Origin of the sequence: Planococcus sp. CPCC 101016 (assembly GCF_007859295.1) — a bacterium.
Classification (GTDB): Bacteria; Bacillota; Bacilli; order Bacillales_A; family Planococcaceae; genus Planococcus.
In genome coordinates, this window is record NZ_VOHB01000003.1 from 180,995 (window position 1) to 194,117 (window position 13,123).

Consider the following 13,123-nt stretch of genomic DNA (forward strand, 5'->3'; position numbering starts at 1 on the left):
CGGCTTCTCGTCAAGAGAGACCGGTATTTTTATTCTCCATTTTCTGCAGCAGTGCCGTGATTTTCCTGACTGTATTGACATTGCGCACGGTAACACGCTGGTACAGTGCGGATCCTATGATCTTAATCATACCGCTTTTTGTGACTTTGTCTCTGTCCACTGACCAAAGAATGGCTCCTGGGACATAGCGGACCCGGTCGATATCCGGCTTGATCACCAATTGGTCCAACACGGTTTCCCCGTCGACATCCTCCCATAAAAACAACGCATCGCTTTTCATCTGCTGATCATTTGACCAGTTTTCCGGAATAGCCCGCGCGATTCCCTGAAACTCCTCTGAATTGTAAATCAGCACATTGCTCTGTAAGCCAAAATGACTGTAGATTGCCTCTTCCAAAATCGGTGCCAACTGGTCTGTTGAAAAGTTATTATCAACAAAAACGATGTTCCCGGAATTGATATAAGTAGTGACCGAAGACATTCCCGCCTCTTCAAATGCCTGCTTCAGCTTTTTCATGTCCACTTTGTTTTTGCCGCCTACATTGATGCCTCGAAGCAATGCCACATAGATCATCGCAGCCATCTCCTTCATCTTAAGCTGACTTTATTCCCATTCCTTACCGGTAAATCCTGCATCTTTCAGGATCCTTGCAAACGCCCGCTCCTGAACCGACGCTTTCAGCTCCTTGACCAGCCGTTCCAGTTCTGTAGAAAACTGTTCGTAATCCACTTTTGCCAGAACCAATTTCAATAGACAACATACAGAAAACACAGTAGCTCCGCTCAAGCTTCCTTTTTTCATGCCCAGCATCTCTTCTACAGCACCAAGCTCCACCGGATTCGGAAGATGAAACCGGTACAGCACTTCCTCATGCGCAGATTTATTGCGGTACGGGAAAACGATGCGCAAGATGGCATCCAACTCACTTGCCTTCAAACGGATCAAGCCATATTCTTCACTGTACTCCTCAGCAAAATCCTGGGCAATGCGCTCGCGCAGCTGTTCATCAATCACCGAATAGAAGTTGGTAATTTGGCCAAGTGACAGGAAATTGACCAGCACCCAAAGCGGCACGTTCTTATGCTTATCATAAAATTCCCGAATGGCCGGATATCTGACTTTATCGCGTTTCTTATGGCTTTTAATCAGGTTGGCAAGCGTCGAAATAATGCGATCGCGTTCATGATGATGTTGACTGTCGGGACTGTAATTTCCCGGCTCTAAAAAGCTTGCCGTTTCCCTGAACTTTTCAGAAAAGCGGTACGCTACTTTCGACTTGATGTTCTTCTCGAACTTCAGCAGCTCGTTCAACAACAGCAGCCTGAGCTTTCGGTCAAAACGGTGAAGCGCGTACAGGTGGCTGAACTCCACACCTTCCTGGTAACGTTCAAGGCCGTATGGATTGCGTATTTCATCGTTTTCCAGGAAAGGCTCCTTATAGCCGTCAATCAATGCATAATAATTTTCACGCGACAAAATTCGTTTTGCCGCAGCTTTATCCGGCACCTGTAAGCCACGCGCTTCAAGTATTTCCAGCTGTTCGGCGTGGGAGGCGAAATCCTTCACATGTCTCATCCTTTTCGTATTCTTCTTATCTTCAACTGTAAGCGATATGGCTCCATTAATAAACCACTTACTTACTCAAAATATAACAAGCAGGATGTTTTCCCCTTTAACCATCGACTTTACTAAATGCCCTTATTATCCTCTTCATAAAAGCAACTTCTTTCCGTCCTAAGTATCCCGTCTTCATTCTTCTTGTGAACTAGGAAACCCTCGTTTTTTGTTACTAACACTTATCAACGGGTATTGAGAAATAAAGAGTGTTTGTCCAGGAAGAATTTGGCTTTACGGAGAGGATGGCGGTGAAATACAAATTAAGGAGTGAGTGGGTTGAAGAAGTTATCAATGCTGATGGTTTTGATGATGACGCTTGGATTGGCGATTCCTGTTCAAGGAGCTTCCGATTTGCCGGAGTCCCATGAGTTTTATGATGAAATCATCTACCTGGTGGATCGTGAAGTGCTGAGAGGCTACCCGGATGGCACGATGCGTCCCGATATAGGAGTGACACGTGCAGAAGCGGCGATTATGATCGGCCGCTTGAAAGAATTCAATGATACGCCTCGTGACACTGGTTTTTCAGACGTTCCCTCCTCTCACAAAGCAAGCGGTTATATTGCAGCAGCAAAAGACGCTCAATTGATTGAAGGTTATCCAGATGGCACCTTCCGTCCGGAGCATACGATTACAAGAGCCGAAATGGCATTTATTCTGTCGCGGCTGTTTATCGTTCCGTTCCGGGCAGATGCAAGTTTCACGGACATTTCACCGAATATGCAAGTGTATGAGCCGGTTCAGAAAATACTGGCAGCCAACATCACCATTGGCTATCCCGATAAGACTTTCCGGCCAAATGTAAACGTGACCCGTGGCCAGTTCTCTGCATTTTTAGCTCGCGGGCTTGAACCGAAATTCAAGAACGATGCCACAATCGAGCAGTCTTATCTGAGAGATAAGACGAAAACATATGTCTACGATACAGAATATGGAATTGAGCGCCACACCTATAATTATGTACCTTCGCGCAATGGCTTGGAAATGGGCTATATTTGGAGCATCTACCGTGGAGATGGATCGTTATTGACAGATTCAGTAGAATTCGAGACCCATGGGCACTATACATTCGGTTTGCCCTATTCTGAATCATATACTGAATTGGAGTATCCGGTAGAAATTGGACAGGCATGGTATACCGACACGCAGTATGCCGCTCCACGTGAAATCACCAATATTGGCACAACTGTCGAAACACCCTATCAAACTTTTACAAATGCAGTGGAAGTGACAGTAGCAGCCAATCCGGAATTCATGGAAGAAGGCCATATCTATTATATGGTTGAAGGCTTCGGTGAAGTTAAATCCGTCAAACTGGAAGGCACTGTAACCAAACAATTGACTGCTGTTGAATAAAATCTAGATTTATAGAAAAGCCGGTTGCCTAAGGGGCAGCCGGCTTTTTTTGTCTGAAGGCGTTTAAATCAGCAAAGAAATAAAGCGTTATCAAAAAAGACACACAATTGACACTTACATCAAAAATAATGGACTTGGTATAGTAACAAACAGACTTCAAAAAGTATGTGATTTAACGTCATAAAAGTCGAGACTCATCAATTTGAAAGGAAGAAAATTATGCATCAAGAAAAAAGATTGCCGCGCAACGGAAAAGAAGGCTTTCTCTACGGGAGCCTCATTTCTACTATGACTGTACTATTTATGAGTTCTTTCAGCGCCATTTATTTTGCAGGAGGATTTAATGCCGACGTCGCCTGGGGCATTCTCAAAATGATTCCGATTATGTGGATCATCGTGATGATTATCGAACCGGTTATTTTCGGTCGGCTGGCAGAAGCTCTAACCGATAAACTTACCCATGCATCGGATAGTTTCAATTCCAAAATTCTCTTTCGAATTTTGTTCACCGTACTCGGAATGTCAGCTGCGATGACCTTGATCGGCGATATTGTCAGCAACGGATTCCACTCAGCGCTCTTCAGCAACTGGCTTGCAAACTGGCCGCGCAATTTCGTTATTGTGCTGATTGCTGAAAGTCTGGTCATCCAGCCAATCGCCCGGTTGGTCATGGTGAAGCTGCATGAAGCGCAAGACAAAAAAGCCGGGATTGTACCGGAAGCAGAAGCTGGATTAAAAACGGAAGTGCTTTAAATTACTTGCTGAAAAAGAGGGCTGATACTTCAGTCATGAACAAGAAACACCAACCTTCAAGTTCCGTTTTAGGATTTCCCTTTAACTGAAACACGGTTAATTTAAAAGCCCATAAATTGTTTCCGCTGAATTTTTTGAAAAAGTATAGATGGTATTCGTATCCTCTAGATTCATTATCGTTCCCTGTTCTTCGCTGATCCATAGATAGTATGATTCTTCACCGAATTCAACTTTATATTCAGGGTCTACCATATCGACTATACCGGGCTCTTTTTGAGCTTTTTTGAAAGCTTTTACAAAATCATCAACAGCGTCAGAGTCTGTAAATGAAATTAATGAATCTCCTTTAACAACCGAAAAGCTTTCCATTCCATATACATCTACTTTTTCTATGATTGCTGATGAACATCCGCCAACTAAAAACAAAGTTATCAATAAAAACAGTTGAAACCATTTTTTCAATGAAATCCCCCCTCATAATCAGTTAGACACATTGAAACAAATAAAGTTACGCAAACCTCCCCAATTAGGGATCGATCACGTCTTTTAAAGAGGCACACTTCCACTCGTTTTAGAATGCCTGTTTAAATCATTAGTAATTTAATTGATGTAGACTGAACTAAAAAAGCTTGCTGACAATAATTGTCAGCGAGCTTTCGTTATGTCAGCTTCATAATTAGTTAAAATCCACAGTATCGTTTATTTCTTTCTCATCTTTTTCTGTTTCGTTATTAGTTAATTTCTTGACGAAAGTTTTGATTGATTTTGTAGTGTTTCCTGAATCCCAGTACTCTGCTGAATCCGCATCGACCTTAATCAGCACTACATTCGGATCGTCATAGCTGGTATCCAGCATTTTATCGAATATCGGATTCCAATATTCCTTTTTCTTTGCTTCATCTTCTATGAATTCAGCCGTTCCGCTGATGGAAACATAGGATTTCCCGGCATACGCCAAATTGACATTCGGGTTGCTGGCAATTTCCTGGTACTTTTCCGTATCTTTCATCGTAAGGAACCATAACTCTCCGTCAAACTCCACTTCCTGGGTCTGCATCGGACGGGAAATGATTTTATTGTCTGTGGAAATGGTCGTGAACATGGCTACTTTGATATCCTTAATCAACTCATTGACCGTTTTAATTGCTTCTTGATTGTTTGTTGTATTGTTTACCATAACTATTATTTCCTCCTATATAAGTGGGTCTAAGTAATTTTTCTATGCTTAATATAATTCCCTTTTTTTGGCTCTTTAAACGTTATTTCTATTTTGTAATCTGATCTCCACTCAGGGTTTTTCTTCTATATATTTTCATACTCATTAATTTATAAATATACTTCTTAGCTTATAAGAATGATAAATTTTATATTTCTAACCTTATTATCTTTTCATTCAGTCTCTTTGCAAAACCAGAAATAACTTAAAGCTATTTAACAATAATTTAAATTTACCTTGTAAATTGATTATTCAATCATGTATAGTCTATACAAGAATGAATAACGGAGGCCAGTCGATAATGAATACTTTATTTCTGCTTCCCAATACCGATGAAGAAATCATAGAAACTTATGATGAAGATATTATTGTCACCACCCGAGAAGGACGCATTATCAAAGTTTCCCCACGCAGTGGAGAGCAGTATGGCGTCACACCCGAAGAACTGCTTGGAAAATCTGTCTATGATTTGGAAGCGGCGGGTATCTTTTCTCCTGCTATCACCCCACTGGTGCTGAAGAAAAAGAAAAAAGTTGTTTTGCGCCAGAACACGCCATCCGGAAGAAAAGTCCTGATCACAGGTATACCGCTGTTTAACGATAATGGCGATGTAGAATTTGTTGTCAGTTATTCTTACGACATGTCACAGCTGATGGTCATGAAGGAATACTTGGAGAACCTGGAAACGGAAATGTCCAAAGTGAAAGGCGAGCTTGCTCATTTGCGTAATCAGCAGCTTCACGTTGAAGGATGCATCATGGAAAGTCCATCATCAATCCGCGCACTCCAAACGGCCATCAAAATGGCGCAGCTGGAAGTGCCGGTCGTTATCCAAGGAGAATCCGGGACGGGTAAAACCGCCTTGGCTAAGCTCATCCATTCCCGAAGCAGCCGAAGCGCTGAAGCTTTCATCGAAATCCACTGCAGCGCCATACCCGAATCGGTATTCGAAATCAGCTTTACAGGCTTGGATAATGAAGGATACATGAGTTTGGCCGCTGGAGGCACGTTGGTGCTCAATGAAGTTGATCAACTGTCTTCCGCATCACAAGCGGCTCTGTTCAAGATTCTAAAGCAGTCTCATACTGCCCGCGTCATTGCGATCACCCATACTTCAATTGAAGAGGCTGTCACTTCCGGTCATTTCAGGGAAGACCTGTTTTATTTAGTGCATTTAGCGTCAATCGAGCTAAAGCCATTGAGAGAACGACCGGACGATTTAGGTCAATCCATCAGCCGTTTTTTAGAAGAGTTGAATGACAACTATCACAAACAAAAAACCATTTCCGACGACTTGTACTTCCATTTGCTGCAGCTGCCCTGGAAAGGCAATTTCCGCGAGTTGCGCAATGTACTGGAACGCAGCTTTATCGAAAGCGAATCGCCGCTTATTACACTCGACGACTTGCCCATCACCTATCAACCAGATTCGGATGAACGCATCGGCCTTGAACTTGAAGGCCAGACGCTTCCGCATATTTTGGAGTCCGTCGAGAAGAAAGTGCTGTTGAATGCGCAAAAGCGCTACCGGACAACAACTGAGATGGCCAATGTCCTGGGCATCAGCCAGCCATCGGTCGTCCGTAAACTGAAGAAGTACACAAGTACATTACCTGGGGGGAAAATTACATGACCATGATTCAAAGCAAGAAAAAAGCCATCGAACCGGCAGATACGTGGAAGTTTTTGATTCCATCTATTATCGGTGCTTTATTATTCCTATGCCCGATCTCCTATAATGGCGAAGTGACCATCGGAGTCGGCATCCTGGCTTCATTCTTGCTGAGCACGTTCGGCGAAGTGATTCCTGCATTCATTGTTATTCTGCTCGGCTTCTCAGCAATCGCCAGCTTAGCAGCGACTGCCATCAAACCAGCTTTCGTCCGGAACTCGCCTTTTCTTCGTGCTACATTCATCAACGGCCCGTTCGGTCTGATTGTCCGCGTGCTCGCTTTTGCATTCGGCATCATGGCTTTTTACGAAATTGGACCTGAAGCGATTGCCTCACGGAATACGGGCGGTGTTGTTCTTTATGACTTGGCACCTGTCTTGCTGACTTGGTTCTTGTTCGCCGGTATCCTGCTGCCTTTATTGGTGGAATTTGGGTTAATGGAGTTTGTCGGTACCTTGGTCAATAAAATCATGCGACCGGTCTTCACGTTGCCCGGCCGTTCCTCGATTGATGCCATGGCCTCTTGGATGGGCGCCGCGCCTGTAGGAGTACTTGTAACCATGAAGCAATACGACGAAGGTTATTACACTCAACGTGAAGCTTCCGTCATCGCTACGACCTTCTCGATTGCGTCTGTCGCTTTCAGTTTGGTCGTCGCAAATGTTGTCGGCATCGGCCATTTGTTTTTGCCGTTTTACCTGGCTGTATCGGTCGCTTGTTTGGTAGCAGCCGTCATTATGCCGCGTATTCCACCGCTGTCCCGAAAAACGGATGAGTACTACGCACCGGTCGGCAAACAAATCGATGATGCCATCCCTGAAGGCGTATCCGTGTTCAAATGGGGCTACGACGAAGCCCGCCGTAAAGCAGCCGGTGCTGCCAGTCCGAAAAGATTGGCACAGATTGGAATTGAAACTGTACTGGATATCTGGCTCGCGTTGATTCCACTTGTTATGGCTCTTGGCACAGTAGCATTGATTGTGGCGGAGTATACGCCGCTTTTCCAAATCATCTCCTACCCGCTGATTCCCGTACTGACTTTAATGGGCTTGCCGGAAGCAGCTGCAGCAGCACCAACTTTTCTTGTTGGATTCGCAGACATGTTCCTGCCGGCAGTTCTAGGCAGCGGCATCGAAAGCGAGTTGACCCGTTTCGTATTAGCCGGTGTTTCCTTAACGCAAATTATCTATATGTCCGAAATCGGAATTTTGATCCTGCGTTCGAACATTCCGGTGAAATTCTGGGAGCTGGCGGTGATTTTCGTTTTGCGCACCATCATCACTTTGCCAATTCTTGTGTTGTTTGGTCATCTATTTGTATAAAAAAGCTCCATTCCCAGGAAGTTAAACCTGGGAGTGGAGCTTTTTGTTTCTGAATGCTTACTAGTATGAAGGCGAGTCCTGCAAAATACAAAATAAAATTTCATGGCAGATTAAGAGAATATAGCATCCTTTCTTTTGACTCTATATGTTCATCAACTAATGGTTGTAATGCTTGTCCTTAAAATCATATCAAGATGATTCGAACTCTGTCATAATGAAAAGATATATGTAGTTAAGTGAAACTCATACATGTTAGGATAGATGATTTTTCATCACTTTAGACTCAAAACTGAGGAGGCATCCGAATGAACAATCCTAATCGTTTCGGAAGACCGAAACCTAATTTTAAAAGCTCCATCCGCACCCTTCCAGGTTTTCAATCGAATAACTTATGGAAGAAAGTTCTGGTGACGCCGGTTTACTTGCTGATTGCTGTGATTTTATTGGCAGGACTCTTTGGCGGCGGCATTAGCAGCATCATCAATCTAGTTGTCTTTGCTGCAGTTATTATCGCTGTTGTCGCTCTATTTAAAGGCAGCTTGCCGCGCTTTAAAATTCCGAACCGGAAAGTTGCGGTTGTCATCCTTGTAGCCGCCCTCGCCTTAAGCTTTTTATGAACGGGTCCGGAACCATTGTTTAAGATTCACTATTAAAAGCCGCATGTCGACATGCGGCTTTTTGTTTTGCACTCACTTAGCCCAGTGATGGAAGAAGAAATAGGACACAATGAGCACAATCACGATGGCGGCAAGGACGAGCATGGGCACAAAACCAAAGGTAGCTTCCATTTGAACTCCTCCTCCTCTTACCCTTATCATACTCCGATTTGATTAAAAACAAAACAAAGAATACTGATTATTTCGTTAATTTAGTTTATTGACAAGCTTACTCGAGCTGTTCAAATGTATGTTGTACTGTACGAGCCAAAATCTCGATGCCAGTAAGCAGGCTATCCCTGTTAAAGGTCATCGCTGGATGGTGAAGGCCCGGTGCCAAATCACAGCCTAGCCCTAGCATTGTCGCTTTTACCGACGGACGCTTCAATGTATAGTAATGAAAATCTTCCCCGCCAGGTGTGACAATCGGCGGCACGAGAAATTCTTCTCCTACTGTTTCTTCGATGGCTTTTGCCATGAATGACACGGCTGTATCATCCACTTCCGCAGCTGCAATCTCTGCCGTTGTTTCGTATGTAATGCCGACTCCCGCCAGTTCCGCAACCGACTCGATCGCGTTTGAGACGTGTGCAAATAGAACATCCATCGCTTCGTTGGTTTGCGCACGGACATCGATGCTGAAAACGGCCGTTCCTGGAATGATATTGGCCGATTCTCCGCCCGCTTGGAACATCGTCATTTTTGCCGAATGCGGAATCATCGGATTGACATGGATAGAGCGAATAGCGTGCACCAGCTGCGCCATCACTTCAATCGCATTCTGCCCCTCATGAGGACGGGCTCCGTGTGCATCAGTTCCTTGAATGTTTCCCCGGATCATTTTTGCTGATCCGTGCAGGATAGCTGCCGACGCATAGCCATTGCCGAATTCCTGAATTGGCCGGAGATGGACTCCGTACAGATAGTCAATATCATCTACTACGCCTTTATCGACGAACGACAAGGCGCCAGTCCCTTTTTCTTCTGCTGGCTGAAAAATCACTTTCAAGGATCCTTTTTTCGGAATTCCCATTTTTTTTAAGACCAGTAAAGTTCCGACTGCCAACGTCATATGCGCATCGTGGCCGCAAGAATGATTGGCTTTATACTCCCCGTCCACTTCCTGCCACAAGGCATCGATGTCGGCGCGCAAGCCCACGCATGGCCGACCACTTCCAACAGTAACGACAAGACCTGTTGAATCTTCAAATGCCTCTACTTGAAATCCTTCCGCTTCTAAAAACTCTTTCAAGTAACGGGTGGTTTCAACTTCCTGCCAACTGATTTCGGGATGAGTGTGTAAATGTTCAAAGACCTTTTCCACCACCGGTTTTACTTCGTGCATCATCGCTTTCATCTTATCCAGCCCCCTTTATAATGAGTATTCACTGCTTTCTCGATGGCATCACACTCGTGTTGATGCCATTTAAAATTATCATACGATTCAGATATATTCAATGCAGTGGGTCGGTTAAGTTAGTCATCAATTTTACTTGAGGAAGTTAAGTATAGAAACAATTGCAGAAATTTTAAGTAAAGAAAGTTAAAATGGCTTTTGTTAACTAATCATATATTCATCTTCATACAAAATTTTTTAGAGGCTCTCGTCTTTTTGTATAGAGCAGAATGCTTTTTATAAATTATCCACGTAAAAAGCGATAACGAGAATATAAAGCAGGTTGTCATACTATTACCAACCATGCTTTCCGTTTCGTTGTTGTATAAATCGACAATTAAATGCGTAAAAGAACCGAAAAAAACAATGGTATATAAGATCGGAATGTATTTTCGGGGTTTAACTGAATGTGTAGCCTGCCCTTTTTGAAACATTATGATCTCCTTTACATCATAAAAAACCAGCCTATCAATAAGACTATTTTTCCTGAAAGAAATTTTATAATTAAACGTATGGTTATTTAATAGCTTGCTGGATTAAGTTGAAGATAAAAAACCATTAACAGGCTAAACAATGCGATAAGGCACAATAGGATAAAAACTGCTTTTCTTACAATCTCGCTTGTAAAATACAGATTCAACAATACAAAATAAACTACACTGCTGATTAAAATAAAGAGTAGAAATTCAGTCACTTCTTCGATTTTATGAGTGAAAATTGAAAGCAGCAATCCTAAAAAAAGAAAAGCACCATATGTATTCAGCACGAACCTTAAAGAAATTTCTCTGAATTTACCAGAGTTCTTCTTTAGTAATGATTCCGAATGGGAGTCCATTCCGCTACCTCTCCTCTTACCGTATTTAAATACTTTACGTACAGAAGGATGAGATAGTTTCAAAAGCCATACCTGCTCTCTTTATCCTATTCCAAACCCAAAACGATAGACAACAAATAAAGTAGAATTTAAAAAACATGAGTCCGGTAAAATACCGAACTCATGTGCAGCAAATTTATTAATATTTCAGCCTAAATTTTTGGGGTCAGTTCATTTAAGAGCTTTATAAATCATCGAGTTGTAGTAGTTGTGTGGTCGTGCTTTTCAGGGAATACATTGCGGTCGAGGTACTTGTGGAAGAACCATTCTCCTGCCCCAATTACCAACGCAGAGATGATCGCAGCTTGCATCAGGTCCTGGGTGTCAGCAAACAAGGCTTCGCCCATCAGCCATATCACCAAGAAGGCCGTTACAATATCGCCCACTGTCGCAATGGCATTGCGTTTTGTGTGATCGGAGTTGTTATCGTTTGCCCGGTTATGGTTCGAACGGTCTCCGGTTTTACGGAAAATCAATAGATCCCCCAATACATAGGCCACTAATGTCAAAACCAAGCTGATCAATAGCGTATCACCGAACTCTACATCATAAATCCCTGTCAGGATAATCAAAAGAACAGCGGCAATCATAACAAATTTGATAATAAGAGCTTTTACATGATTCAAGATATTCTCCTCCTTTGTTTAATTTTTAGGTTCAAATTACATATACCCAACTGTTTTCAAAGCTAACCCTCTCCCATAATTTTTTTGTTATATCGAAGAGTGAATTTTTTTGAAAAGTATAATTCCAAAAATGAAAAGGGAGAAAATATGCCGTTCTCAGCCTCTTCTCTCCCCCTCTATTCAATCTATTTATGATAATTATTAATATATTGACTTATCTAGTATCCTTCATAAAATTGGCTTTCCCCATATTTTCTGATAGTAAAAGATCGACAGCAGGACTAAGCATTCGGAAACCGGAATGGCGAGCCACGCCCCGGTCACACCAAAAGCAATCGGAAGAATACTAAGCAAAATCAACAGCAAGAGTATTTCCCTGGAGGCAGTAATCCAAATTGCCATCCGGATTTTCCCAGTTGATTGATAGTAGGTCATCATGACAAAATTGATGCCCATGAATAAGTAGGCGATGAAAAACAAACGGATACCTGGAATGGCCAGATCGATGACCGATTCCGGAAAATCGCCAAACAGACTGACGATAGAAGCAGAAAATAATTGTCCTATTAGGAAAAAGACACCTCCCGCAATAAGCACCGTACTGATTGCTAATTGCAAAGTCTTCTTCATTTTTTCTTTATCTTCCGAACCGCTGTAATAACTGACGAGCGGTTGAATGGCAGAACCCATCCCCAAGAATGCCAAAAGCATGACGCTGTGCACATAATTTAGAACCGCAAATGCAGAAACGCCATTTGTACCAGCCAAGCGTTCAAATACTACGTTATGTGAAACGGTGAAAACAGAAATTCCCACTTCAGATAAAAAGCTAGGAAACCCAATTATTACGATTAAAAATAGAAGCTTTCGATCAAATTTAAAGCGAACAAATCGCAAGTTATTCGTTTTCTTTAAAAAATGAGTGGCTAATATCAAGGTCCCAACAAACGCTGCAATAAGGGTCGCCGCAGCCGCTCCCTTCACCCCGAAATTGAACATAAACAGAAACATGAAATTCAAGGCGATGTTCAATACGGCTGTAACAATCAAGGCAACCATCGACAAGTTTGGACTGCCATCATTCCTGACCATAATACTGAGCGTGTTTTCAATCGTGTAAATAAACCCAAATAATAAGATCAAATATAAATAATTAGCGACATATGGATAAGTATCGGCATTCGCACCGAGCAGATAAGCAAGCTCGGTGCGGAACGGAAACGCGACAAGTCCGATAAGAAGTGTAACGATAAAAATCGTAGCAATGGCATGCGAAAATACGGTGTGTGCCTCATCTGTCCGCTTTGCGCCCATCAATGAAGAAAAACGCGTAGCCGCCCCGACACCAATCCATAATGACACGGCGACAAAAAGCGTGTAAACAGGTGAGGCAATTCCGATTCCCCCAAGCGCAACCGATCCCAAGCGATTTCCGACCATAATTCCATCAGCCACGATATTAACGGCCATAAGCAGCATTCCAATTGTTGAGGGAATCAAGTATCGAGCAAATGATTTTCCAACTGATTCTGTATCTAAACGATTGATTGTAGATTGTTTTTCCATAATGCATAATCCTTTCTTCTCCCACTAAAACTTTAAAACTATTTTAGTTTATTAAGTTTTCTAACCTT

General features: G+C 42.7%; 12 protein-coding genes. 5 read left to right on the forward strand and 7 right to left on the reverse strand.

The features are described 5' to 3' along the window. Positions 1-10: 10 nt before the first annotated feature. Together FQV26_RS12955 and FQV26_RS12960 are read right to left on the reverse strand one after the other, a co-directional pair. Positions 11-574 (reverse strand): DUF1697 domain-containing protein, encoded by a 564-nt coding sequence (locus tag FQV26_RS12955; protein WP_146557965.1) that lies wholly within the window; start codon positions 572-574, stop codon positions 11-13. Between the two features lie 30 nt (positions 575-604). Next, a complete protein-coding gene (locus tag FQV26_RS12960; RefSeq protein ID WP_146557966.1) occupies positions 605-1,576 on the reverse strand; it encodes an Abi family protein in 972 nt (323 codons plus the stop codon). A gap of 309 nt (positions 1,577-1,885) precedes the next feature. Here FQV26_RS12960 and FQV26_RS12965 point away from each other — a divergent pair, with 309 nt between their 5' ends. Together FQV26_RS12965 and FQV26_RS12970 are read left to right on the forward strand one after the other, a co-directional pair. Continuing rightward, positions 1,886-2,974: an S-layer homology domain-containing protein gene (locus FQV26_RS12965; protein ID WP_261384337.1), complete on the forward strand. Its 1,089-nt coding sequence runs from the start codon at positions 1,886-1,888 to the stop codon at positions 2,972-2,974. A gap of 219 nt (positions 2,975-3,193) precedes the next feature. Then, positions 3,194-3,727, forward strand: coding sequence for a DUF2798 domain-containing protein (locus tag FQV26_RS12970; RefSeq protein ID WP_146557968.1), 534 nt, complete (start codon positions 3,194-3,196; stop codon positions 3,725-3,727). Between the two features lie 96 nt (positions 3,728-3,823). Here the strand turns inward: FQV26_RS12970 and FQV26_RS12975 are convergent, their stop codons facing one another. Both FQV26_RS12975 and FQV26_RS12980 read right to left on the reverse strand, forming a co-directional pair. Next, the gene (locus FQV26_RS12975) at positions 3,824-4,189 is read right to left on the reverse strand and encodes a YhfM domain-containing protein (protein ID WP_146557969.1); all 366 of its coding nucleotides are present in this window, start codon (positions 4,187-4,189) and stop codon (positions 3,824-3,826) included. A gap of 214 nt (positions 4,190-4,403) precedes the next feature. Continuing rightward, positions 4,404-4,904, reverse strand: coding sequence for a pyridoxamine 5'-phosphate oxidase family protein (locus FQV26_RS12980; RefSeq protein WP_146557970.1), 501 nt, complete (start codon positions 4,902-4,904; stop codon positions 4,404-4,406). 340 nt (positions 4,905-5,244) lie between these two features. On the opposite strand from FQV26_RS12980, the gene FQV26_RS12985 reads away from it, so the two are divergent. The 3 genes from FQV26_RS12985 to FQV26_RS12995 all read left to right on the forward strand — a co-directional run bounded on the left by FQV26_RS12985 (position 5,245) and on the right by FQV26_RS12995 (position 8,554). Next, positions 5,245-6,576, forward strand: a complete 1,332-nt coding sequence (locus FQV26_RS12985) for a sigma 54-interacting transcriptional regulator (protein ID WP_146557971.1) — start codon at positions 5,245-5,247, stop codon at positions 6,574-6,576. Continuing rightward, a complete protein-coding gene (locus tag FQV26_RS12990) occupies positions 6,573-7,937 on the forward strand; it encodes a YjiH family protein (protein WP_146557972.1) in 1,365 nt (454 codons plus the stop codon). Before FQV26_RS12985 ends, FQV26_RS12990 begins: the two co-directional genes overlap by 4 nt. A gap of 305 nt (positions 7,938-8,242) precedes the next feature. Next, entirely contained in the window at positions 8,243-8,554 is a 312-nt protein-coding gene (locus FQV26_RS12995) for a hypothetical protein (protein WP_146557973.1), read from the forward strand. A 268-nt stretch (positions 8,555-8,822) separates the two neighbouring features. Here the strand turns inward: FQV26_RS12995 and FQV26_RS13000 are convergent, their stop codons facing one another. The 3 genes from FQV26_RS13000 to FQV26_RS13015 all read right to left on the reverse strand — a co-directional run bounded on the left by FQV26_RS13000 (position 8,823) and on the right by FQV26_RS13015 (position 13,055). Continuing rightward, the gene (locus tag FQV26_RS13000) at positions 8,823-9,950 is read right to left on the reverse strand and encodes a M20 peptidase aminoacylase family protein (RefSeq protein ID WP_146557974.1); all 1,128 of its coding nucleotides are present in this window, start codon (positions 9,948-9,950) and stop codon (positions 8,823-8,825) included. Positions 9,951-11,054: 1,104 nt separating this feature from the next. Continuing rightward, a complete protein-coding gene (locus FQV26_RS13010; RefSeq protein WP_146557975.1) occupies positions 11,055-11,489 on the reverse strand; it encodes a YndM family protein in 435 nt (144 codons plus the stop codon). 228 nt (positions 11,490-11,717) lie between these two features. After that, on the reverse strand, positions 11,718-13,055 hold the full coding sequence (locus FQV26_RS13015) for an MATE family efflux transporter (protein ID WP_146557976.1): 1,338 nt from the start codon (positions 13,053-13,055) through the stop codon (positions 11,718-11,720). Positions 13,056-13,123 lie beyond the last annotated feature (68 nt).

What these genes read in the sequence shown, in the direction of transcription:
- FQV26_RS12955 (WP_146557965.1), bottom strand. Translation starts at nt 574, where the DNA reads ATGATCTATGTGGCATTGCTTCGAGGCATCAATGTAGGCGGCAAAAAC.
- FQV26_RS12960 (WP_146557966.1), bottom strand. Translation starts at nt 1,576, where the DNA reads ATGAGACATGTGAAGGATTTCGCCTCCCACGCCGAACAGCTGGAAATA.
- FQV26_RS12970 (WP_146557968.1), top strand. Translation starts at nt 3,194, where the DNA reads ATGCATCAAGAAAAAAGATTGCCGCGCAACGGAAAAGAAGGCTTTCTC.
- FQV26_RS12980 (WP_146557970.1), bottom strand. Translation starts at nt 4,904, where the DNA reads ATGGTAAACAATACAACAAACAATCAAGAAGCAATTAAAACGGTCAAT.
- FQV26_RS12985 (WP_146557971.1), top strand. Translation starts at nt 5,245, where the DNA reads ATGAATACTTTATTTCTGCTTCCCAATACCGATGAAGAAATCATAGAA.
- FQV26_RS12990 (WP_146557972.1), top strand. Translation starts at nt 6,573, where the DNA reads ATGACCATGATTCAAAGCAAGAAAAAAGCCATCGAACCGGCAGATACG.
- FQV26_RS12995 (WP_146557973.1), top strand. Translation starts at nt 8,243, where the DNA reads ATGAACAATCCTAATCGTTTCGGAAGACCGAAACCTAATTTTAAAAGC.
- FQV26_RS13000 (WP_146557974.1), bottom strand. Translation starts at nt 9,950, where the DNA reads ATGAAAGCGATGATGCACGAAGTAAAACCGGTGGTGGAAAAGGTCTTT.
- FQV26_RS13015 (WP_146557976.1), bottom strand. Translation starts at nt 13,055, where the DNA reads ATGGAAAAACAATCTACAATCAATCGTTTAGATACAGAATCAGTTGGA.